We start from the raw sequence: 22,357 nt of genomic DNA, 5'->3' as shown, positions 1-22,357 counted from the left end.
GTACCGGACGGTCCACAGTGGACCCGCCGGTCAGGACACCGCCAGTGGCAAGCGGACCTCGAAACGGCAACCGGGTCCGTGGTTCTGCACTCCGATGTGCCCGCGGTGGGCCTCCACGAGGCCCTTCGCGATCGCCAGGCCGAGCCCGCCGCCGCTGGTGGTGCCCGTGCGGTCGGGGGTGCGGGCCTGCGTACCCCGGAAGGCGACGTCGAAGACCCGGCTGATCTCGTCGTCCGGAATGCCGCCGCACGAATCGTCGACGGCGAGCAGCGCCTGGTCACCGTCGATGCCCAGCTGGACCGCGACCGTCCCGTCCGGTGGGGTGTGCCGGATGGCGTTGGACACCAGGTTCCGCACGATCCGCGCCAGCTCCGGATCGCTGCCGGACACCACCGGCCACGCCGACGCGTTCTCCAGCACCTGGACTTGTTTGCGCTGGGCCACCGGGGACTGCGCGGCGACCGCGTCGCTCACCACGTCGCGCAACGGCACCGCGGACATGGTCAGCTCCAGCGTTCCCGCGGTGATCCGGGAGAGTTCGAAGAGATCGCCGACCATGCCGGACAGCCGGGTGGTCTCCCCGCTGATGCGCTGGGCGTAGTCGGCGACCTCGGACCGTTCGCAGACCACACCGTCGGCCAGCGCCTCGGCCATCGCCTGGATGCCGGCCAGCGGGCTGCGCAGGTCGTGGCTGATCCACGCGACCAGTTCCCGCCGCGACGATTCGGCGGCGCGTTCCCGGTCGCGCGCCTCGCGTTCCCACACACTGCGCCGTGCGACCCCACGGCCGAACACGATGGCCGCGGGCACCGTCACCAGCGCCACCAGCAGGCACACCAGCAGTTCGGTGGTGAGCGCCTCGGTGAACATGAACCCGCTGATGCCGAGGATCCCGACGAGCAGCGCGGCGACCGGGGTCAGCACCAGGGTGGTCATGGTGGTGGCCAGTGACCGGTGCCGGACCAGGTAGAGCGTGAGCCCGCCGAGCGCCGCCACCGGAAGGGCGAACAGCATCGCGAACGGCAGGATGTGCAGGACGTGGAGGACCATCTCCCACGTCGTTTCGCCGGTGCCGATCATCCCGCCACCCCGTCGTAGCGGTAGCCGACGCCCCATACCGTCGCGACGCGGGCCGGCTTGGCCGGGTCACGTTCGATCTTCTCGCGCAGCCGTCGCACGTGGACAGTGACGGTGGACTGGTCGCCGAAGTCCCAGCCCCACACCTTCTCCAGCAGGTCGGCCCGGCTGAACGCCACCCCGGGATGGGACAGCAGGAAGGCCAGCAGGTCGAACTCACGCGTGGTCAACGGCAGCACCTCGCCGTCGAGGGTGGCCTGGCGGGCGGTCATCTGCAGCCGCAGATCGCCGTCCACGAGTTCCGCCGCGGGCGGGTCCGGCAACGGCATCCGTGCCCGGCGCAGCACCGAAGCGACCCGCAGCGACAGCTCCTTCGGGCTGAACGGCTTGGTCACGTAGTCGTCCGCGCCCAGCTGCAGCCCGGCGATGCGGTTCTCCTCCTCACCGAGCGCGGTGAGCATCACGATCGGCACCTGACTGACCTGACGCAGCCGCCGGCACACCTCGAGCCCGCCCATCCCGGGCATCATCACGTCGAGCACCACGAGGTCCGGGGTGCGCGCGGCGAACCGGGACAGCGCGGCGGAGCCGTCCCCGGCCAGATCCACCGCGAAACCGGCGGCCTCGAGATAGCGGCGGACGACATCGCGCACCGTCTCGTCGTCGTCGACCACGAGCACGCGGCCGGCCTGGTCCTCCATAGCTCACCTCACCAGAGCGTCTGCAGCAGGTGGTTGATCGCCAGTGCGACCACCGCCTGCCCGGCCAGCCACCAGCGGCGGTGGCCCGTGGGCAGCAGCGCGGTGGCCGGGATCAGCCATGCGCCGAACGACAACCAGATCCGTTCTACCTCAGCTTTCGACAGCCCGGAGGAATCGGCGAACACGATCGTCAGCACGGCCGCCAGGGTGATCAGCAGAACCGGATCCCGCAGCAGACCACGGCGAGTGGCCGGAAGGAAGGCCGCGGTCACGCCGCGACGGGCCGCGGCGACCACCGCGGGGCCGCAGGCGATCGCAACGGCGGCCAGGTCGGCCCACACCCAGTACGAGTACGGCCGGACCAGCGCGACGCCTTGGTAGTAACGCTCGACCACCAGGTGATAGCCGTCCACCCACCAGAACCCGGCGGCCGCGAACACCCCGACCACGACCAGGGCCCCGAAAATGGCGAGTGCGGCGGACCGCCACTGCCGGCCGAGGATCGCGACGGCGAGCGCGACCACGCCCAGCAGCACCAGTCCGTAGGAAAGGAAAATCCCGAAGCCCAACAGCAGACCGGAGGCCAGCGCGACGGGCAGCGCGTAGCGGCGACGTTCGCGGAACCCGGCCGCGGACAAGGCGAGGAGTGCGACACCGGTGGCCGTCACGCCGGCGAAGAGGCCGTCGCCGGACACGCCGAGCCACACCGCTCCCGGGGTGAGCACCGCGAACGGCAGGGCGGCCCTGGCGGCTTCCGGCCGGTCGAGCAACGAGAGGGTCGCCGGTACCGCGACCGCGACGAGCGCGGCCACGAGTACGACGAAGGTGGATGCCCAGGCCCCGCCGTGCAGGCCGATGCGGTCGAGCCAGACGAACACCAGCGTCGCGCCCGGCGGGTGACCGGAGACGTGGGTGGTGAAGGAGTCGGGCTGGAAGTCGAGGATGCGGGCGGAGAACCCCTGGACGAACCGCGGGATGTCGGGGACGTGCGGAACCTCGTGCAAGTACTCCTGATCGGTGACGAGACGGCCGGCGAAGCCGTGGCTCCACCCGTCGACCATGGCGAGCGAGAAGATCCACGCGAGCGAGGCGGCGTACCCGGCCACCAGTGCTCGCCGCCAGGTCAGCCGGGCGGCGAGTGCCGGGCCGTACAGGACGACCGCGGCGGCGACCAGCACCGCGAACACCGAGCCGGGGCCGACGTGGGGCACCCAGTTCCCGAACAGCGGCGGCGCGAAGGCGTAGATCACCACGCCGGAATCCGGCCGGTTGTAGTACCAGCCGACGCCCGCGGCGGCGAGGACGACCAGCAAGGCGATCCCGACCGTCACGAGGTCGCCGCGCACGCCGGTGCGGCGGGGAACAGGCGGCACCGGCTCGGCGAGCCGGTCAGCCGTTGTCGACTCGCTCATCGTGGGCAACGATAACGGCACGGGCGGCTTCCCGCCGGACTGGAGCGGAATCCGTGAGAACTCGGTAAGATTCCTTCACCCGTCAGGATTTGGTAAGCACGGCAAGGGTTCTGGACCGTCCTTTACGGACTTAGGGTACCCCGGGTGAACGAACTCGCAGTAGACGTCGTGCTGCCCTGCCTCGACGAGGCGGCTGCCCTGCCCGGAGTGCTGGCCGCACTGCCGCCCGGGTACCGCGCGATCGTGGTGGACAACGGGTCCCGTGACGGATCCCCCACGGTCGCGGCCGGCCTCGGGGCGAAGGTGGTGGACGAACCGCGCCGCGGTTACGGCGCCGCGGTGCACACCGGACTCGAGGCCGCGACCGCCGACGTGGTGTGCTTCGCCGACGCGGACGGGTCACTCGACCTGGCAGACCTGCCGAAGCTCGTGGCGGCGCTGCACGCGGGCGCCGACCTCGCGGTCGGCAGGCGGGTTCCGGTGCGGCGCGCGGTGTGGCCGTGGCACGCACGCCTGGGTAACGCCGTGCTGTCGCTGCTCATGCGGACACGGGGGCTGCCAGTGCGGGACATCGCGCCGCTGCGCGCGGTGCGCCGCGAGGACCTGCTGAAGCTCGGCGTAGCCGATCGCGCCTTCGGGTACCCGTTGGAGCTGCTGGTCAAGGCACAGCGAGCGGGATGGCAGGTCAGTGAACTCGACATCAGCTACCGGGAACGGGCGAAGGGCACCAAGTCGAAGGTGTCCGGCTCGGTGCGCGGGACCCTGCGGGCAGTGCGCGACTTCGGGCGGGTGCTGACCCGATGACGCGGAAGTTCTGCCTGCTGGTGATCGCGAAGGCACCGGTACCGGGTTTCGCCAAGACCCGGTTGTGCCCGCCGGCCACTGCCGGACAGGCCGGGGAGATCGCCGCCGCCGCACTACTGGACACGCTCGACGCGGTGACCGCGACCGCCGGGGCGCTGCCGGTGGTCGCGATGACCGGTGACCTGGCCGCCGCGGCGCGCTCGGCCGAGATCGGGCAGGCGTTGCGGCGCACCACCGTGATCGCCCAGCGTGGCTGGGACTTCGGTACCCGGCTTGCCAACGCGCATGCCGACATCACGGCGGTGCACGCCGGATTGCCCGTGCTGCAGATCGGCATGGACACACCGCAGGTCACCCCAGCGTTACTCACCGACGCCATCCGGCCGGTGCTGGAAGGCGCCCACTCCGCGGTGCTGGGCGGGGCGGAGGACGGCGGCTGGTGGGGCCTGGGGCTCGCCGACCCCCGGCATGCCGACGTGCTCGCCCAGGTACCGATGTCGCAGGAGGACACCGGGGACCGGACTCGCGAAGCGCTGGCCGCCAGCGGCCTGCGCGTGGGCGAACTACCCGTACTGTCCGATGTGGACACCATCGCGGACGCCCGGCGGGTCGCCGCGCTCCGGCCGGGCAGCAGGTTCGCGGCCGCCGTCGATGCGGTGGAGGTGACCGCGTGAAACTTGCCGAGGGAAGGGAGTTCGACCGAGGACTGCTCGGTCAGCGATGTTGGCTGGAACTCGCGAACGGTGGACGCGCGGAACTGCCGGTGGACCGGTGGACCGACGACGGCGGACCGGCAGACGCTGTGTTGCTCGACGCGTGCGAGGGTCCGACGCTCGACATCGGCTGCGGTCCGGGCCGGTTGACCGCCGCGTTGGCCCGTCGTGGCGTCGTGGCGCTCGGCGTGGACAGTTCGCCCGTCGCCGTGCGGCTGACCCGGCAGCGCGGGGCGAGTGCCTTGCAGCGCAACGTTTTCGGCCGCATTCCCGGGGAGGGGCGGTGGAACCACGTGCTGCTGGCCGACGGCAACATCGGCATCGGCGGCGACCCGGACGCGCTGCTGCGCCGGGTGGGTGAGCTGCTCTCGGGCGATGGCGACGTGCTCGTGGAGCTCGAATCGCCGGGCAAGGGACTGCACCGCGACCACGTGCGCCTGCGCCCGGCCTCGGCCGGCGGCCGGTGGTTCACCTGGGCCTGGGTCGGCGTCGACGCGATCGCCGAAGTCGCCGCGCGGACCGGTTTCCGCGTCGACTGGACCACCAGCCATGGCCACCGCTGGTTCGCGAAGCTGGAGCGGGCGTGAAGGAGAAACCCCTGATGGGCGAGGAAGAGCCCTCGCGCACGGATGATGCGGAGCCGCGCCCGTCGGGCAGGCTGGTCGGCGCGTGGCGCGGGCTCGATGCCTGGGTGACCGAAGCGCAGACACGCTTCGGTGCGCGGGCCGCACAGGCAAGAACCGGCGCGACACAGGCGAAAAGCCGGGTGCAGCAGGCGAAAGAGCGCGTGGACGAGCGCATCGAGAAGTTGCCGATCCCGAAGGAGGAGCAGTTCAAGGGCGGTGCACACGGCGAGCGTGCGACGGCGCGGGTCGGCAGCCTGCTCGGCATCGCGTTCCTGATCTGCTTCGTCACCGGTTTGCTGAGCCACCTCATCCAGCACCCGCCCGAATGGTTCTTCTGGCCCAGCCGGCCGGCCTGGCTCTACCGGGTCAACCAGGGCGCGCACGTGATCTCCGGGGTCGCGGCCATTCCGCTGCTGCTGGCCAAGCTCTGGAGCGTGTACCCGAAGCTGTTCGAGCGTCCGCTCGTGCGCTCGCTGCCGCACGCGGTGGAACGGCTGTCCATCCTGGTGCTTTCCGGTTCGGCTTTCTTCGAGCTGAGCACGGGACTGCTGAACGTCGCGCAGAACTACCCGTGGAACTTCTACTTCCCCGAGGTGCACTACGCGGTGGCGTGGGTGGCGATCGGGTCGGTGTTCGTGCACGTCGCGGTGAAGCTGCCGGTCGTGCGGCGCGCGTTGAGCAGGGAGCCGGAGGCGGCCGAGCCGGAGAAGACGCCGGGTCTCTCACGAAGGGGCTTCCTGCGCACCACGTGGATCACGACCGGGGTCGCGGTGGTGGCCACCGCCGGGGTGGCCGTTCCAGCGCTGCGGAACGTCTCCGGACTGTCTTGGCGGTCGGACAAGGGCACGCAGAAGCTCCCGGTGAACCGCACGGCCGTGGCAGCCCAGGTGACCATGACCGCACGCGATCCGAACTGGCGTCTCGAGGTGGCCACCCCGGCCGGCACGAAGCAGCTCACGCTCGCCGATTTGCGTGCGTTACCGCAAACCACGGCGGAGCTGCCGATCGCGTGTGTCGAGGGCTGGAGCCAGATCGCGACGTGGCGGGGGGTCTCGTTCCCCGACCTGTTACGCGCGGTGGGCAGCGAACCGGGTGCCGAGGTGCGGGTTTCGTCGCTCGAAAAGGCCGGTCTGTACGCCACGAGCCTGCTACCCGGCGAGCACACGTCCGATTCGCTCACCTTGCTGGCACTGGAGCTGAACGGGGAAACGCTGAACATCGACCACGGCTATCCGTGCCGCGTGATCGCACCCAGCCGTCCGGGCGTGCTGCAGACGAAGTGGGTCGAAAAGCTGGAGGTCCTGTGAAGACCGCGCGTTTCCTGCTCGTGCTGCCCGGGCTCGCCGCGCTGGCGTACGGCGTGGTGCTGTTCCTGGAGTACGCAGCACCGGCGTGGCCGGACAGCTTCACCACGGTGGTGTGGATCGGCGGCGGGCCCATCGTCAACGACGCGGTGTTCGCGCCGTTGGCCGGCGTCGCGGGCCTGCTGCTGGCGCGAGTGCTGCCGCGACCTTGGCGGACCCCGGTACAGGTGGGCGCACTGCTCACCGCGGTGCTCGGGTTCCTGGCGTTTCCGTTGCTGTGGCGGGCATACGGCGTCGCACCGCAACCCGGTCTGCACGACGGTGACACCTGGCTGGGTCTCCTGCTGACGGTGGCCGCGGTCTGGGTCGCCGTGCTGCTCACGGGCACCGCCCGCACCGTGACAGCGCGCCGGGCCCGGCGGCGCGAGGACGACCTCGAACAGCAATCCTCGGAGTAGTCCCGAACGACGACCCCGGTCAGCCTTGGGCAGCAAGGCGCCGTAAGGCGCGCAGCAAGGGCCACCAGGAGCTGGAAGGTCTCGCCGGAAGCGGCCGCAAGAAGCCGGAAGGTCTCGCCGGAAGCGGCCGCAAGAAGCCGGAAGGTCTCGCCGGAAGCGGCCGCAAAGAGCCGGAAGGTCTCGCAGCAAGCCGCCGGAAGGAGCCGCAAGGTCTCGCAAGGCGCCTCAAGGAACCGCAAGGCTCTCGCAGCAAGCCGCCGGAAGGAGCCGCAAGGTCTCGTAGCAAGGCGGAAAGGCACCTTCGCCCGGGCCCCATGCCCGCCCAACGCCCGGATGTGACCGATGCCTCGGTCGATGCCGAGGCGTTGACCAGGCTCTTCGGCGGCTGCGGAATTTTTCGGCGACTGCGGTGTTTGAGACCGAAGGCGGCTGGGCAGTTCACCGCCGCGGAGGGGCTCTCCGTGTCGAGTCGGAGGCGGCACGGAGAGCCCTTTCGTGTGCGCGGCGCCGGTTTCCGGCTCCCGGTCCCCCGAAAAGCCACGCGCGACCGGCGGTTTCGCTCGGTCGCGCGTGGCTTTGGTGGGTCCGGCCCCTTCCGGGGGTCGAGCCGTGGCTGGTCTCGGCCGCGCCAGGGCGGCCGAGCGATCAGTTCGCCGGTACCGGCTGTCCGCCCAGCGTCACATCGACGGTGCGACCGCCGGAGAGGGTGAACGTGACCTTCTCGTCGGGGGCCCGGGTGCGGACCGCGGCGACGAGCGTGTCGGCTTTGTCGATGACGCGGTCACCGATCTTGGTCACCACGTCGCCGGACTTCAGTCCGGCCTTCTCCGCCGGGCTGCCCGGGGTGATGTCGCCGAGCTGCGCCCCGCCCTGCGGCGCGTCGCCGACCTTGGCACCGATGAACGTCTGGGTCGCGTGCCCGGTCTTGATGATGTCGTCCGCGGTGCGGCGGGCCTGGTCGATCGGGATGGCGAAGCCGATGCCGACGTTGCCGCCCTCGGACCCGCTGCCCTGGCCGCCCTGCCCACCGGAGTTCGGGCTGTAGATGGCCGAGTTGATGCCGATGACCTGGCCGCTCATGTTCGCCAGCGGACCACCCGAGTTGCCCGGGTTGATCGCCGCGTCGGTCTGGATGGCGTCCATCACCGTCGCCTGGTCGGTCTGGTCGCCGCCGGCCTGGACCGGACGGTGCAGGGAACTGACGATGCCCGAGGTGACCGTGCCCGCCAGCTCGAACGGCGAGCCGATCGCCACCACCTGCTGGCCGACCCGCAGGTCGTCGGAGCGGCCCAGCTGCACCGGCGTGAGGTTGGAAATCCCGGAAACCTTGACCACCGCGATGTCGGTCGTCGGGTCACGCCCCACGACGGACGCGGTGGCTTTCTTCCCGTCGGGGAAGACCGCCTGGATCTGGCCGCCGTTCGCGGCGACCTCGACGACGTGGTTGTTGGTCAGGATGTAGCCGTCGCTGCTCAGCACGAACCCGGAGCCCTCGCCCGCGCCGGCGCGGCCGGACACCTGCAGCTCCACCACGCTCGGCGACAGCTTCTGCGAGACCGACTCGATCGATCCGGCCGGCGCGTTCCCGGTCTGCTGCGCGGGTTTCGGCTGGTCGAGCGCGTTCACCGACGGACCGGACGAACCACCGGTGAGGTACCCGACGGTCCCGCCCGCGACCCCGCCGATCACGAGCGCGATCGCCGCGACGCTCGCCAGGAGCTTGCCCGCCCCGGCCTTCTTCGACGGCTTCGCCGGGGTCTCGTACACCGAGGTGCCGGGAGCGCCGTAGGGATTGGCTTGCTGCCCGCTCGGCGGATACGACTGGTACTGCTGGCCGTAGCCCTGCCCGGCGGCCGCACCCGCCGAAGCCGACCCCACGCCGGGAGCCGGGTACGCCCCGGTGCCGGGAATTCCCTGCGCAGCGCCGGCCGGCGCGCCCTGCGCCGGTCCACCCAGCCCGGCCGCGCCGTACGCCGCCGTGCCCGAACTCGTCGGGTCCTGCGCGGAACCGGACGCCGCGCTGCCGGAGCCTCCCGCGCCGTACACCGCAGCACCGGAGCCGGCAGGGTCCTGCCCGGAGCCATACACCCCGCCGCCGGAGCCAGCCGCGCCATACGTCGAACCGGCGGGTGAGTTGGGCGTGGAACCAGCGGAACCAGCTGCCGCGTTCGGGTCGCCTGCGCCCGGCGCGGCTCCCGCGCCTTGGGCCGACCACGGGCTGGGCGCGCCGTATCCCTCGGCGGCCCCGTACGCCCCGCCGGGGGCGCCGGGCTGGCCGGCGGGCGGCTGCGCGGCCGATTCGCCGGAAGCGGGCTGGGACTGGCTCCAGGCCGCCGGTCCGTCGGTGCCCGGCTGGGCACCCGGGTCCTGGCGACCCGTCGCGGAGCCGTGCGCGTGGGGGTCGTTCTCGGTCATGTCCTCACCTAAGCGGCCGGGCCTGAGAGGTTCCTGAGCCGAACCTGTGTTTCGCAGATGAGTATGCCGTGGGTACCGCTCACTCCGCCGCGCGAAGCCGCTCCGCGATCTGTTCCGGGGTGGCGTCGTTGATCCACACCGCCATACCGGATTCGGAGCCGGCGAGGTACTTCAGCTTGTCCTTGGAGCGCAGCACGGAGAACAGCTCGAGGTGCAACCATGCCAGGTCACGGTCCTGGTGCACGGGCGCCTGGTGCCAGCCGGCGATGTAGGGCAGCGGGCGGTCGTACAGCGCGTCGCAGCGGCGCAGTACGTCGAGGTACACGCGGGCGAAGTCGTCCCGCTCGGCGTCGGTGAGCGACGGGATGTCGGGCACCTGCCGGTGCGGCACGACCTGGACGTGCACCGGCCAGCGCGCGGCGGGCGGCACGAACGCCGTCCAGTGCTCTCCTTCCGCGATCACGCGGGCGCCGGACTTCCGTTCGGCGGCCAGCACGTCGCCCAGCAGCGGGCGGCCGTGCTCGGCGGCGTACGCCCGCGCGACTTCGAGCATCCGCTCCGTCTTCGGCGTGACGAACGGGTAACCGTAGATCTGGCCGTGCGGATGCGAGAGCGTGACGCCGATTTCCTCACCGCGGTTCTCGAACGGGAAGACCTGTTCCACACCCGGCGTCCGCGCGAGCGCCGCGGTGCGATCCGCCCAGGCGTCCACCACGAGCCGCACCTGCTCCGGGCTCAGCCGGGAGAACGCGCCGTTGTGGTCACTGGTGAAACACACCACCTCGCAACGGGCCCGCCCCGGCGCGGACGGCACCAGACCGAGATCGTCCACAGTGGATGGTTCGCCGCTCACGTTCTGGGAGAACGACGGGAACCGATTCTCGAACACGACCACGTCGTAGTCGGACTCGGGGATCTCGCTCGGCTTGCCCGGCCGCGAAGGGCAGAGCGGGCACAGGTCGGCAGGCGGCTTGTAGGTGCGGGTCTGCCGGTGCGCGGCCATCGCCACCCACTCGCCGGTCAGCGGGTCGCGGCGGATCTCCGAGGCCGCCGCGACCGGCGGCAGGTCCCGGGTGTCCTCGGCGAGGCGCTCGTGCGCGGCGGTGTGGTCGAAATAGATGATGTCCCGGCCGTCGGCCAGGTGTCGCAAGGTGCGCTTCACGCTTCTTCAGCCTCGAGGTTCTCCGCCGTCTCGGCGATCATGAGTTCTCCCGCCCGCTCGGCGAGGATTTCCCGCGCCGGTTCGGACAGGCCGTCATCGGTCACCACCACGTCCGCCTCGTCGAGGTCCGCGATGGTGGAAATGCCGACCGTGCCCCATTTCGTGTGGTCGGCCAGCACCGCGAGCCGGCGGCCGGCCTCCACCAGCGCGCGGTCGGTCTCACTCTCGGTGAGGTTCGGGGTGGTGAATCCCGGCCCGCTGGACATCCCGTGCACGCCGAGGAAGACCAGATCCAGGTGCAGTGACCGGAGGCTGTGCACGGCCACCGGGCCGACGAGCGCGTCGGACGGCGTGCGTACCCCGCCGGTGAGCACCACCGTGCGGTCCGGCTGGGCCGCGGCCCGCAGCACGTCGGCGACCTGGATCGAGTTGGTCACGATGGTGAGCCCCGGGACGCCGTCGAGGGCGCGGGCGAGGGTCCAGGTGGTGGTGCCCGCGGACAGGCCGATCGCGGTGCCCGGCTTCACGAGCGTGGCGGCCAGCTCGGCGATGGCCTCCTTCTGCGCACGCTGGCGCACGGACTTGGCTTCGAACCCCGGCTCGTCGGTGCTCTTGCCGATCACCGAGGTCGCGCCGCCGTAGACCTTCTCCACCAGGCCGCGGCCGGCGAGCACGTCGAGATCGCGGCGCACCGTCATGTCGGACACGCCGAGCCTCGTCACGAGGTCACTGACCCGGACCGCTCCGGTCCGGCGTGCCTCTTCGAGAATCACTGCCTGTCGCTGCCGCGCGAGCACCGTCCACTCCCCAAGCCCGAACTCCTCAACCACACAAAATCCTACACGATCAAACATGTCGTGCGCGGACGTGGCGATCGGCGTCCCCCGGCCGGGCGAGGCGGCTCAGCCCGGTGCGCCGGGCAGCCGGATGGTCAGCAGCGCGCCGCCCTCGGGCGCCCGGTTGGCGTAGACCGTGCCGCCGTGGCGCACCGCGGCGTTCTGCACGATGGCCAGCCCCAGCCCGGAGCCCGGCAGGGTGCGGGCCTCCGTGGAACGGTAGAAGCGGTCGAACACCTTGGGCAGGTCCTCTTCCGCGATGCCCGGTCCGGAATCGGCGACCTCGACCACGGCCGTGCCGTCGCCGAGCGGCCGCAGTGTCACCCGCACCCGCGAGCCCGGCGGCGAGAACTTGACCGCGTTGTCGAGCAGGTTGAGCACCGCACGTTCGAGCGCGCTGTTGTCGCCGGTGAGCACCCACGGCTGCATGGACACGTCGAACTCGATTTCACCGGCCCGGCGACGGGCGCGGTCCAGCGCGCGCTCCACCACCTCGACCAGTTCGACCCGTTCGGTCAGCTCGCGTGGTTCGTCCTGGCGGGCCAGCTCCACGAGGTCGCCGATGAGCTGGGTGAGCTCGTCGAGCTGGCCGCGGATGTCGGCCTCGATCTCGGCGCGGTCCTCCTCCGGCAGCGACCGCGCCCCCGGCCTGCTCGCCGAAAGCAGCAGCTCCAGGTTGGTGCGCAAGGAAGTCAGCGGCGTGCGCAGCTCGTGCCCGGCGTCGGCGACGAGCTGACGCTGGCGTTCCTGGGAATCGGCGACCGTGCCGAGCATGGTGTTGAAGCTGTGCGTGAGCCGGGCCAGTTCGTCGTCCCCGCTCACCGGGATCGGCCGCAGGTCGCCGGTCGCGGCGACGCGTTCGGTGGCCGAGGTCAGCCGGTCGACCGGTCGCAACCCGGCCCGCGCCACCGCCGTGCCCGCCCCCGCGGCCACCACGATGCCGGCGCCGCCGACGAGGAACAGCACCACGGCGAGTTCGTTGAGCGCCTGTTTGGTGGGCGCCATCGACTGCGCGAGCACCATCGCCTCACCGTGCCCCATCGGCAGCGCGACCACCCGGGTCCCGGTGTTCTTGTCGGTACGCAGGGACTGGGTTCGCCGGCCGGCGGCCACGTCCAGCTCGTTCTGGCTGACCGGCGGCGGCGAACCGGCCTGCGGATAGGCCAGCGCGCCGGTCCAGCCGTTGAGCTGGCCGATCTTCAGGTCCGCACTGGCCAGGAAGGCGCCGGGCACCTGCTGCAGCTGCGTCTGCACCTGGGGCGAGTTCACCGCGGCGTCGGCGCGCGCCAGCAGGTTGTCATCGAGCTGCTGGTAGAGGTTGCTCTGCACGATCAGGTAAGCGCACAGCGAAACGAGCGCCACGGCGCCGGCAACACAGGCCGCGGCCAGCATCGTGACCCGGCCGCGCAGGGAGAACCGGCGAGTGCCCCAACGCTCGCCACGGGGATCACCGACGTCCACAGTCGACACTGCGGGTTCGTCGGTCACGGCGGGGTTTCGCGCAGGACGTACCCCACTCCGCGCACCGTGTGGATCAGCCTCGGCTCCCCGTCGGCTTCGGTCTTGCGACGCAAGTAGCCGACGTAGACCTCCAGCGCGTTGCCCGACGTCGGGAAGTCGTAACCCCATACTTCCTCCAGGATCCTTCCGCGGGTCAGCACGTGCTTGGGGTACGAGAGGAACAGCTCGAGCAGCGCGAACTCGGTGCGGGTGAGACTGATCTCGCGGCCGCCGCGGCGGACCTCGCGTGTGCCGGGGTCCAGCGTCAGATCGGCGAACGACAGCGCCTCGCTCACCTCGCCCTGCTGGTTTTCCGGCGAGGCGCGGCGCAGCAGCGCGCGCAACCGGGCGAGCAGTTCCTCCAGGGCGAACGGCTTGGGCAGGTAGTCGTCGGCGCCGGCGTCGAGGCCGGAGACCCGGTCGGATACGGTGTCGCGCGCGGTCAGCACGAGAATGGGCAGGTCGTCGCCGGTGCTGCGCAGCCGGCGCGCCACCTCGAGCCCGTCGAGGCGGGGCATCATCACGTCGAGCACCATCGCGTCGGGCCGGTTGGCGAGGATCGCCTCCAGTGCCAGCGCACCGTCGCTGGCCAGCTCCACGGTGTAGCCGTTGAACTCCAGGGACCGCCTGAGTGACTCACGGACGGCACGGTCGTCGTCCACCACGAGGATGCGCATGGCGCCAGTCTTACGCAGAGTGCTGAGACCCGCCTAAGAACACACACAAAACTCACGAAGGACCTTCCGCGGGCGGCCTCGCGACCGGCGCGTTCCACTGCCGCCAGAGGGACACGACCCGGATCGCCACCACCATCGCCGCGGCCACCACGGTCACCGGACCCGAGGGCAGTCGCAGAACGTGACCGACGCCGACGCACACCGCTCCGGTGAGCGCGGCCACGGCGTAGATCTCCTTGCGCAGCACGAGCGGGATCTCGCGCAGCAGCAGATCACGGACCGCGCCACCACCGATTCCGCTGGTCATGCCGATGAGGCAGGCCGCGTACACGGTCGCGCCCGCGCTCAGCGCCACGGTGGTCCCCGCCGTGGCGAACACGCCGAGCCCGAGCGCGTCCGCGAGCAGTACCGCCCGCCGGAGCCGGGCGACCTGGGGGTGGAAGGCGAACACGATCAGCGCGGTGGCCGCGCAGACGGCCAGGTAGGGCCAGTTGCGCAGCGAGGTCGGCGGATGGATGCCGAGCAGCACGTCGCGGATGATGCCGCCGCCGAGCGCGGTGGTGAGCCCGAGGACGATCACGCCGAACACATCCAGCCGAGCGCGCACCGCGGCGAGCGCGCCGGACGCCGCGAACGCCACCAGTCCGAGGAACTCGAGCGCGATCAGCACCATGCCCTGGTTCTACTGGTCGAGCAGCCCACCGCGGTAGGCCAGCAGCGCGGCCTGCACCCGGTTGGCGGCGCCGATCTTGGACAGCACCGCGGAGACGTACCCCTTCACGGTCGCCTCGGACAGGTGGAGCCGTCCGCCGATCTCCGCGTTGGAAAGCCCCTGGCCGATCAGGGCCACGACCTCGCGCTCCCGCTCGGAGAGCGAGGCGAGCAGCTTGCGCGCCGGCTGCGCGGCACGCTGCTCGTCGCGATGGCTCTGCACCATCCGCGCCGCCACGCCGGGGTCGAGTACCGCGCCGCCCTTGGCCAGGTCACGGATCGCACGCAGCAGAGCGGACGGGTCGATGTCCTTGAGGAGGAAGCCGTTCGCCCCGAGCCGCAACGCGAGGCTGACGTACTCGTCGATGTCGAAGGTGGTCAGCATCGCGACGCTGGGCGGATCCGGCAGCGCGAGAATGGCCCGCAACGCCCGGATCCCGTCGTCCGGAGCCCGCATCTTGATGTCGAGCAGGGCCACGTCGGGGTGATACCGCCGCGCGACCTCGACCGCGGACCTGCCGTCGCTGGCCTCGCCCACGATTTCGATGTCCGAAGCCCCCGACATCATGGCACGCAGCCCCGACCGAACCAGTTCCTCGTCGTCGGCGAACATCAGCTTGATCAACGAAGCCCTCCGGCAGCCCTGGGTTGGAGGCGGCTCCCCGCACCCGTCACGGAACATTACCTACTGTTGCCCCCGGTCTCGAAACCAGACACGACCAGGTGACCCCACTGGTCCGCCACACCCAGCCGACCCGCTGGTCGAGGCACCGCGCCGTCACCCACCTGGACGCAGCCAACCGTCGGATGGCCTGCCACTTGCCGACCACCCACGACCCGGTAGGCTCCGGATCGGCTACACATGCCCTCGTAGCTCAGGGGATAGAGCACCGCTCTCCTAAAGCGGGTGTCGCAGGTTCGAATCCTGCCGGGGGCACAAAACCCCTGGTCGTAAGCAGATCAGGGGTTCTGCTTGTTCCCGACCCATGCTGAACCCTCATCTTCCGGGAGTTCAACGTCGGGGCGTTCAGGCGGCGCCGGACCGACGTCCTCACCAACGCCGCGGGGGATTCCTTGCCCGGCCGTGGAAAATGCCGTCAGGTCCAGGCGGTGATGGTCTTGCGGACGGGGCGCTGGGCGCCGTCGGTGGCGAACAGTTCGGGGGAATGGCTGCGGATCCGTTCGACGTCCGAGAAGACCAGCTGCAGGTGGGTGCGCATGGCGGCCACGCTCGCGTCGAGAACGCCGTCGGCGAGGCGGTCGACTATGGCGGTGTGCTGGTCGATCAGTGCGGACACCGGGCTGACCATGCGCAACCCCAGACGCCGGGCGCGGTCGAGGTGGGCCTTGGCCGACACGACGGTGCGCCAGGTGTTGGCGTGCCCGCCGACGGTGAGCAGAAGCTGATGGAACTCCTCGTCGAGCTGAAAGAATGCTTCGGTGTCGTGTTCGGCCGCGCGCTGGGCGTCGAGGAGCCGGCGCAGCGCGGCGAGTGACGGGGCGTCCAGGCGCTCGGCGGCGTCGGCGAGTGAGGCGACCTCGACGGCTTCCCGGACGAATTGCGCGTCGGCCACGCGCTGCGGATCGACGCGGGAGACGAACGTACCCAGCTGCGGGAAAACCTGCACCAGCTCCTCTTCGGCGAGCAGCAGCAGCGCCTCGCGCACGGGAGTACGGCTGACCGACAGCTCGGCCGCAAGCTCGTTCTCCGACAGCGGGGCACCGGGCGCCAGCTTCAGGGTGACGATCCGGTTCCGCAGCTCACGGTGCACGACCACCCGCGCCGACGGTTTCCCTGCTGCTCTGGCCATTCGCTCACCTTACCGGTCGGAAAACACTTGACAGCGTCCGCATGGCAGTACTTGTATGGTAGTGCTTCCATGGTGAGGACCGCGAGTTCGAGGAGGGTCGATGCCGACCGAGCTCAGCCGACCGTCCCCGACGCGGAGGGTCGGCGCCTTGCCGATCGAGACCGTGGCCGGACATGACGATCTCTTCGGCTACGGCACGGCTTCGGCCCTCGTGTTCGACAAGGTTTTCTTTCCCTCGGTGAGTCCGCTGCCGGGCACCCTCACCGCGTTCCCCACCTACGCGGCGCGCCCGGCCGGCGGCATCGGGCGGAGCCACGTCGGACACCGGATCGCGCCGCGCCGCCGTGGGGGCACGGGATACGCCGACTGGCCTCGTCCGGCCGACCGCACCACCACCGAAGGACAGCCTGCATGACCAAGATCATCGCCGCCGACGTGCTCGTCACAGCGCCGGGCCGCAACTACGTGACGCTCAAGGTGACCACCGACGAAGGTGTCGTCGGCTGGGGCGACGCGACCCTCAACGGGCGTGAGCTCGCCGTGGCGGCCTACCTGCGTGAGCACGTCTGCCCGCTGCTGATCGGCCGCGACGCGCACCGTATCGAGGACCTGTGGCAGTACCTGTACAAGGGCGCGTACTGGCGGCGCGGCCCGGTGACGATGACCGCGATCGCCGCCGTGGACGTCGCGCTGTGGGACATCAAGGGCAAGCTCGCCGGGCTGCCGGTGTACCAGCTGCTCGGCGGCGCGGCCCGCGACGGCGTGCTGGTCTACGGGCACGCCAGCGGCGGCGACGTGGCGGAGCTGCTCGACGACGTCGCGCGCTACCTCGACCGGGGTTACCTCGCGGTGCGCGCGCAGTCCGGCGTTCCGGGGCTGGACAAGACCTACGGCATCCCGGGTGCGGGTCAGACGGTGTACGAGCCGGCCTCGGGCGCGCGCCCGCACGAGGATCTCTGGGACACGGCGCCCTATCTGCGGTTCGCGCCGGAGATGCTGGGTGCGGTGCGCGAGCGGTTCGGGTTCGGGTTCCACCTGCTGCACGACGTGCACCACCGGCTCAGCCCGGCCGAAGCGGGACGGCTGGGCCGCGATCTCGAGCCGCACCGGCTGTTCTGGCTCGAGGATCCGACGCCGGCCGAGGACCAGGAGGCGTTTCGGCTCGTACGCCAGCACACCACGACGCCGCTGGCCGTCGGCGAGGTGTTCAACTCCGTCTGGGACTGCCGTCAGCTGATCACCGAGCGGCTGATCGACTACATCCGGACTTCGGTCTCGCACGCGGGCGGCATCACGCACCTGCGCCGGATCTTCGCCCTCGCGGAGCTGTACGGCGTGCGCACCGGTTCACACGGCGCGGGTGACCTGTCGCCGGTTTCGCTCTCGGCCGCGTTGCACGTGGACCTTTCGGTGCCGAACTTCGGGATCCAGGAGTACATGGGCCACGCCGAACCGGCGAGCGAGGTCTTCCACACGTCGTACACGTTGTCGCAGGGCTACCTGCACCCGGGCGAGCTGCCGGGGCTGGGCGTGGAGGTCGACGAGGCGGCCGCGGCGAATTTCCCGTACGACCCCAAGTACCTTCCGGTCAACCGCCGCCGCGACGGGTCGGTGCACGACTGGTGAGTCCCTACGACGTGGTGCTCCTCGGTGAGCCCTTGGCGGAGTTCTCGACGCTCCCGCCGTTCGGCGACGAAGTCCCGGCCCGCATGGGCAGGTCCGCGGGAACGTGGTCGTGATGCAGGCCCCGTTCCGGCCCGTAGCCGCGGGCATCGTCCACTTCGGACTCGGTGCTTTCCACCGCGTGCACCAGGCGGTGTACACCGAGGACGCGATGCGCGCGAGCGGAGACCACACGTGGGGCATCGTCGGGGTGAGCAGCCGGATGCGCCCGGTGCTGGCGAAGCAGAACTACCTGTACACCGTGGTGGAGCGCGGCGAGGGGGCGGCCCCGCCCCGCGTGGTCGGTGCACTGGCCGGCGTGGCAGCCGGTGCGCAGGTGCCGGATCTGCTGGCGCGGCCCGCGATCCGGGTCGTCACGCTGACCGTGACCGAGAAGGGATACCGGCACGACCCCGCCACCGGACGACTCGACCTCGCCGATCCCGGGATCGCGGCCGACCTGGCCGGCAAGGCGCCGGTCACCGTCGTCGGGCAGCTCGTGCACGGCCTCCGGCGCCGCCTTGCCGGCCCGCCGATCACCGTCGTCTGCTGCGACAACCTGCCCGGCAACGGGAAGTTCCTGCGCACGCTGGTCCGGCAGTTCTGCGAGGCGGCCGGGTCGACCGAGCTGGCCGGCTGGATCGAGGACAACGTCCGGTTCCCCGGCACCATGGTCGACCGGATCGCGCCCGCTGTCACCACCGCCGATCTCGCCGGAGCGGAACACGAGCTGGGTTATCGCGACGACGCGCTGGTGGTGACCGAACCGTTCAGCCAGTGGGTGATCGAGGATTCCTTCGCCACCGGACGGCCCGCCTGGGACGAAGCCGGTGCGGTCCTGACCGCGGACGTCGAGCCGTGGGAACGGCTCAAGCTGCGCGTGCTGAACGCCAGCCACTCGATGCTCGCCTACTTCGGGCTCCTGGTGGGCCACGAGTCGATCGCCGACGCCGTGCACGATCCGGTGCTGCGCGACGCGTGTACGGCCATGCTCGCCGACGATGTGCTGCCAGTGCTCGATCCACCGTCCGAAGTGGACTTCGAGGAGTACGTCCGGACCACACTCGCCCGGTTCGCCAACCGCGCGTTGCGGCACACCACCGCCCAGGTCGCGAGCGACGGTTCGCAGAAGGTCGGTCCGCGGCTGCTCGAGACCGTCACCGATCTGCGGGCCGCCGGACGCGAACCCCGTTGGCTGCCGTTCGTGGTCGCGGCCTGGACGCGGCACGTCGAGACCACCGAGCACCTGGTGGATCCGCTGGCCACGGAACTGCGGGCGGCTGCGTTGCCGCTCGACGTGATCTTCCCCGGTGACCCGGCCTTCCGCGCCCGGGTCGTCGCGGCCCACCACCGGCTCGCGAGGGAAGACCCCCGTGCCGTCCTGCAGGAGGTACTCGATGGACGCGGGTGAGCTGATGGAGCTCGGCCCGGTGCTCCCGGTGGTCGTGCTCGAGGACGCCGAACAGGCCGTGCCGCTGGCAAAAGCGTTGCTGGCGGGTGGACTCCGCACGCTCGAGCTGACGCTGCGCACGCCCGCGGCGTTCGCCGGCCTCGAACGGATCTCCGCCGAAGTCCCGGACATCGTGGTCGGTGCCGGCACGATCGTGACACCGGCGCAGGCCGAACGGGCCGTCGCCGCGGGGGCGCGGTTCCTCGTCTCCCCCGGTTCGCCGCCGACGCTGCTGAACGCGATGCTCGCCGAGGGCGTGCCCGTGCTGCCTGGCGTCGCCACGGTGAGCGAGGTGCTGGCCGTGCTGGAGCGCGGGCTCACCGAATTGAAGTTCTTTCCGGCCGAAGCCGGCGGCGGCCCGGCTTTCCTGCGAGCGCTGGCGGGACCGCTGCCGCACGTGCGGTTCTGCCCGACGGGCGGGATCACCGCAGCCAACCTCGCGGACTACCTCGCACTGTCCACTGTGCCGTGTGCCGGCGGCAGCCGGCTCACCCCGGCGCCGCTCGTCGCCCGCGGCGACTGGGCGGAGCTCACCCGATTGGCCGCACTCGTCAGTAGCCATTGAGAACAACGGAGTTTCCGATGCCCACCAGGTCCCCCTGGGGCCACAACCTGCGCTGGTACATGGCCGGGTTGTGCAGCCTGTCGTTCGTCGTCAACTACGTCGACCGCACCACGCTGAGCGTGGCGCTGCCGTTCATGTCCGAAGACCTCGAGCTCACCCCCGGCGAGCAAGGCTTCGCGCTGAGCGCGTTCTTCATCACCTACGCGCTGGCGCAGCTGCCCGCCGGTGCGCTGATCGACAAGCACGGCGTACGGCGGGTGTTCGGCATCGGCGCGTTCGTGTGGGGCGCGGTGACGATGAGCGTCGGCCTCATCCGCAACGGCACGCTGCTCATCGGTGCCCGGTTGGTGCTCGGGCTCGGCGAGTCGGTCGGCTACCCCGGGTGCGCGAAGGTGGTCAGCAACTGGTTCCCGCGCTCGGAGCGCAGCTTCGCGAACAGCGTGTGGGACAACGGTTCGCGGATCGGCGCCGTGCTGGCGCTGCCCTTGGTGTCGGCGCTGGTCGCGGCGCTGAGCTGGCGGTGGGCGTTCGCGTTCACCGGCGCGCTGGCGTTGCTGTGGGTCGCGCTGTGGTTCACCACCTACCGCGACCCGGACAAGCACCCCAAACTCACCGCCGAGGAGCGCGCGAAGCTTGTCGAGGGTGGCGCCCGCTTCGCCGAGGCGGAGGCCGGTCACGGTCCGAAGGTGCGGTGGCGAACGCTCTTCCGCTACCGCACGGTGTGGGCGATGATGATCGGCTTCTTCTGCCTCAACTACGTGCTGTTCTTCTTCATCACGTGGTTTCCCAGCTACCTCGTTTCGGAGCGCGGCTTCGACCTGCTCAAGCTCGGGATCTTCGGCACCATCCCCGGTCTCGTGGCGATCGCCGGCTCCGCGCTCGGCGGGTACTCCTCCGACGCGCTGCTGCGCCGCGGCTGGTCGCTGACCCGCGCACGCAAGACGTGCCTGGTCGGCGGGTTGCTGCTGTCGTCGGTGATCGGCGCGGCGGTGCTGGTGGACAGCGCCGGCGTCGCGTTGGCGCTGTTGTCGGTGAGCTACGCCAGCCTCGCGTTCGCCGGTGCGTCGATCGCGTCGCTGCCCGCGGACGTCGCGCCGACCCCGCACCAGGTGTCCTCGCTGGCCGGGATCCAGAACTTCGCGTCGAACATCGCCGGGGTCAGCGGCCCGCTGATCACCGGCGCGCTGGTGTCGCTGGCCGGCGGGTCGTACGTGGTGCCGCTGCTGGTCTCCGGCGGGGTCGCGGTGGTCGGCGCGCTCGTCTACGGCTTCGGCCTGCGCAAGGTGGAGCCGCTTCCGGTGTCCCACCAGGCACGGGTAGTGGCGGCATGACTGGTGCGGCGGTGCTGCTGCACGGCGCCCGCGATCTCCGGTTCGGTTCGGTACCCCCGGAGGACCTCGTGCCCGGCCGGGTGCGCGTGGCGGTGCGGGGCGTCGGCTTGTGCGGTTCAGACCTGCACTATTTCGCCGACGGGCGCAACGGCGCCACCGTCGTCACGGCGCCGACGGTGCTGGGCCACGAAGGGTTCGGCGTGATCACCGAGGGGGAACGGGCCGGGCAGCGCGTGGCGATCGAGCCGGCGGCGCCGTGCCTGCGCTGCCCGGTCTGCCTGGCCGGCCACTACAACGTCTGTCCGGACCACACCTGCCTCGGTTCGCCGCCTGCGCACGGTCTGCTCCGCGAGAGTGTGGTGGTGCCGGCGCAGTTCGCGCACCCGCTGCCCCCTGCGGTGTCCGACGAGGTGGCGCCGTTGATCGAGCCGCTCGCGGTGGCGACCTGGGCGTTGCGGCGCGGTGGCCCGGTCGCGGGACGGCGGGTGCTCGTCACCGGGGCGGGGCCGATCGGGCTGCTCGTGCTGCAGGCCGCCCGTGCTCAGGGCGCGGCGGACGTGGTGGTCACGGACGTTTCGCCGCAGCGGCTCGCCGCCGCCGGCGCGCTGGGCGCCACGACCGGGGAACCGGGGCCGTGCGACGTGGCCTTCGACTGCTCGGGTGCGCCCGCGGCCATCCGGACCGCCGCGGCGGCGCTGGTGCCGGGCGGCACGCTCGTGCTGGTGGGCGTGCCGGGTGAGCCCGCGCCGGCGTTTCCGCTGCAGCTGCTACAGCGCCAGGAACTCGACGTGCGTGGCTGCTTCCGGTACGGCCCGGGAGCGTTTGCGACGGCGATCGCGCTGGCCGCGAGCGGACAGGTGGACCTGGCGGCGCTCGTCACGGCGCGGTTTCCGTTCGCCGAGGCCGTGACCGCGCTGACGACGGCGCTCACCGACCGGGCGCAGCTCAAGGTGCTCATCGACTTCTAGTCTTGTCTGCTGCACACTGTCCACAGTGGAGTTCTTCAACCTGGTGGCTGCTACGCCGTCGTGGTGTCGGCTGCTGCTTCGATCACCCACTGGGGCGGGGCGGTGGAAGTCAATGACGTGACCGTGCATCCGGGGCGAGTCAGCGGGTCGTGCCATTTCTGTTCGGTTCACTCC

At 71.1% G+C, this 22,357-nt stretch carries 22 protein-coding genes and 1 tRNA gene; 12 read left to right on the top strand and 11 right to left on the bottom strand.

Translation table 11 applies throughout. The features are described 5' to 3' along the window. Positions 1-30: 30 nt before the first annotated feature. The 3 genes from BJY18_RS27945 to BJY18_RS27935 are packed head-to-tail and all read right to left on the bottom strand — an operon-like array spanning position 31 to position 3,190. A complete protein-coding gene (locus BJY18_RS27945; protein ID WP_184782900.1) occupies positions 31-1,080 on the bottom strand; it encodes a sensor histidine kinase in 1,050 nt (349 codons plus the stop codon). Then, entirely contained in the window at positions 1,077-1,778 is a 702-nt protein-coding gene (locus BJY18_RS27940) for a response regulator transcription factor (RefSeq protein ID WP_184782899.1), read from the bottom strand. Before BJY18_RS27940 ends, BJY18_RS27945 begins: the two co-directional genes overlap by 4 nt. Positions 1,779-1,786: 8 nt before the next feature. Continuing rightward, entirely contained in the window at positions 1,787-3,190 is a 1,404-nt protein-coding gene (locus BJY18_RS27935; protein ID WP_184782898.1) for a hypothetical protein, read from the bottom strand. Between the two features lie 144 nt (positions 3,191-3,334). Here BJY18_RS27935 and BJY18_RS27930 point away from each other — a divergent pair, with 144 nt between their 5' ends. From BJY18_RS27930 to BJY18_RS27910, 5 genes are read left to right on the top strand one after another with little or no spacing between them, the layout of a single operon-like run. Continuing rightward, positions 3,335-3,994 (top strand): glycosyltransferase family 2 protein, encoded by a 660-nt coding sequence (locus BJY18_RS27930; RefSeq protein ID WP_184782897.1) that lies wholly within the window; start codon positions 3,335-3,337, stop codon positions 3,992-3,994. Then, positions 3,991-4,668, top strand: a complete 678-nt coding sequence (locus BJY18_RS27925) for a TIGR04282 family arsenosugar biosynthesis glycosyltransferase (RefSeq protein ID WP_184782896.1) — start codon at positions 3,991-3,993, stop codon at positions 4,666-4,668. The genes BJY18_RS27930 and BJY18_RS27925 overlap by 4 nt, the downstream gene beginning before the upstream one ends. Next, positions 4,665-5,294 (top strand): methyltransferase domain-containing protein, encoded by a 630-nt coding sequence (locus BJY18_RS27920; protein WP_184782895.1) that lies wholly within the window; start codon positions 4,665-4,667, stop codon positions 5,292-5,294. Before BJY18_RS27925 ends, BJY18_RS27920 begins: the two co-directional genes overlap by 4 nt. Further along, entirely contained in the window at positions 5,291-6,640 is a 1,350-nt protein-coding gene (locus BJY18_RS27915; protein WP_312873980.1) for a molybdopterin-dependent oxidoreductase, read from the top strand. The genes BJY18_RS27920 and BJY18_RS27915 overlap by 4 nt, the downstream gene beginning before the upstream one ends. Next, positions 6,637-7,095, top strand: a complete 459-nt coding sequence (locus tag BJY18_RS27910) for a hypothetical protein (RefSeq protein ID WP_312873979.1) — start codon at positions 6,637-6,639, stop codon at positions 7,093-7,095. Before BJY18_RS27915 ends, BJY18_RS27910 begins: the two co-directional genes overlap by 4 nt. Before the next feature lie 645 nt (positions 7,096-7,740). Here BJY18_RS27910 and BJY18_RS27905 read toward each other — a convergent pair. The 7 genes from BJY18_RS27905 to BJY18_RS27875 all read right to left on the bottom strand — a co-directional run bounded on the left by BJY18_RS27905 (position 7,741) and on the right by BJY18_RS27875 (position 15,021). Then, complete coding sequence (locus BJY18_RS27905) at positions 7,741-9,141, bottom strand: S1C family serine protease (RefSeq protein ID WP_376774772.1); 1,401 nt, start codon at positions 9,139-9,141, stop codon at positions 7,741-7,743. A gap of 448 nt (positions 9,142-9,589) precedes the next feature. Beyond that, positions 9,590-10,672, bottom strand: a complete 1,083-nt coding sequence (gene galT, locus BJY18_RS27900; protein ID WP_184782893.1) for a galactose-1-phosphate uridylyltransferase — start codon at positions 10,670-10,672, stop codon at positions 9,590-9,592. After that, a complete protein-coding gene (locus tag BJY18_RS27895; RefSeq protein WP_184784886.1) occupies positions 10,669-11,469 on the bottom strand; it encodes a DeoR/GlpR family DNA-binding transcription regulator in 801 nt (266 codons plus the stop codon). Before BJY18_RS27895 ends, galT begins: the two co-directional genes overlap by 4 nt. Positions 11,470-11,574: 105 nt before the next feature. Then, positions 11,575-12,969: a HAMP domain-containing sensor histidine kinase gene (locus BJY18_RS27890; RefSeq protein WP_312874123.1), complete on the bottom strand. Its 1,395-nt coding sequence runs from the start codon at positions 12,967-12,969 to the stop codon at positions 11,575-11,577. Between the two features lie 23 nt (positions 12,970-12,992). After that, the gene (locus BJY18_RS27885; RefSeq protein ID WP_184782892.1) at positions 12,993-13,685 is read right to left on the bottom strand and encodes a response regulator transcription factor; all 693 of its coding nucleotides are present in this window, start codon (positions 13,683-13,685) and stop codon (positions 12,993-12,995) included. Positions 13,686-13,737: 52 nt separating this feature from the next. Continuing rightward, positions 13,738-14,358 carry a trimeric intracellular cation channel family protein gene (locus BJY18_RS27880; RefSeq protein WP_184782891.1) on the bottom strand — a complete coding sequence of 207 codons (621 nt, stop codon included), beginning with the start codon at positions 14,356-14,358 and terminating at the stop codon, positions 13,738-13,740. Positions 14,359-14,367: 9 nt separating this feature from the next. Next, a complete protein-coding gene (locus BJY18_RS27875) occupies positions 14,368-15,021 on the bottom strand; it encodes a response regulator (RefSeq protein WP_184782890.1) in 654 nt (217 codons plus the stop codon). A 239-nt stretch (positions 15,022-15,260) separates the two neighbouring features. On the opposite strand from BJY18_RS27875, the gene BJY18_RS27870 reads away from it, so the two are divergent. Beyond that, positions 15,261-15,333: transfer RNA gene (locus tag BJY18_RS27870), tRNA-Arg, on the top strand. Positions 15,334-15,493: 160 nt separating this feature from the next. On the opposite strand, the gene BJY18_RS27865 is transcribed toward BJY18_RS27870, so the two are convergent. Then, positions 15,494-16,207, bottom strand: coding sequence for a GntR family transcriptional regulator (locus BJY18_RS27865; protein ID WP_184782889.1), 714 nt, complete (start codon positions 16,205-16,207; stop codon positions 15,494-15,496). Positions 16,208-16,307: 100 nt separating this feature from the next. Here BJY18_RS27865 and BJY18_RS27860 point away from each other — a divergent pair, with 100 nt between their 5' ends. The 6 genes from BJY18_RS27860 to BJY18_RS27835 all read left to right on the top strand — a co-directional run bounded on the left by BJY18_RS27860 (position 16,308) and on the right by BJY18_RS27835 (position 22,183). Further along, positions 16,308-16,622, top strand: coding sequence for a hypothetical protein (locus tag BJY18_RS27860; protein WP_184782888.1), 315 nt, complete (start codon positions 16,308-16,310; stop codon positions 16,620-16,622). After that, a complete protein-coding gene (gene manD / locus BJY18_RS27855) occupies positions 16,619-17,833 on the top strand; it encodes a D-mannonate dehydratase ManD (protein WP_184782887.1) in 1,215 nt (404 codons plus the stop codon). The genes BJY18_RS27860 and manD overlap by 4 nt, the downstream gene beginning before the upstream one ends. 112 nt (positions 17,834-17,945) lie before the next feature. Then, positions 17,946-19,280 carry a mannitol dehydrogenase family protein gene (locus BJY18_RS27850; RefSeq protein WP_184782886.1) on the top strand — a complete coding sequence of 445 codons (1,335 nt, stop codon included), beginning with the start codon at positions 17,946-17,948 and terminating at the stop codon, positions 19,278-19,280. After that, complete coding sequence (gene eda, locus BJY18_RS27845; RefSeq protein WP_184782885.1) at positions 19,267-19,884, top strand: bifunctional 4-hydroxy-2-oxoglutarate aldolase/2-dehydro-3-deoxy-phosphogluconate aldolase; 618 nt, start codon at positions 19,267-19,269, stop codon at positions 19,882-19,884. The genes BJY18_RS27850 and eda overlap by 14 nt, the downstream gene beginning before the upstream one ends. 17 nt (positions 19,885-19,901) lie before the next feature. Further along, the gene (locus tag BJY18_RS27840; protein WP_184782884.1) at positions 19,902-21,215 is read left to right on the top strand and encodes an MFS transporter; all 1,314 of its coding nucleotides are present in this window, start codon (positions 19,902-19,904) and stop codon (positions 21,213-21,215) included. Further along, on the top strand, positions 21,212-22,183 hold the full coding sequence (locus BJY18_RS27835) for a zinc-binding dehydrogenase (RefSeq protein ID WP_184782883.1): 972 nt from the start codon (positions 21,212-21,214) through the stop codon (positions 22,181-22,183). The genes BJY18_RS27840 and BJY18_RS27835 overlap by 4 nt, the downstream gene beginning before the upstream one ends. The last annotated feature ends 174 nt before the right edge of the window (positions 22,184-22,357 follow it).

The organism is Amycolatopsis jiangsuensis (genome assembly GCF_014204865.1).
Taxonomy (GTDB): domain Bacteria; phylum Actinomycetota; class Actinomycetes; order Mycobacteriales; family Pseudonocardiaceae; genus Amycolatopsis; species Amycolatopsis jiangsuensis.
The sequence above is the reverse complement of the archived record's forward strand: the minus strand, read 5'-3'. Positions and strand labels throughout refer to the sequence as shown.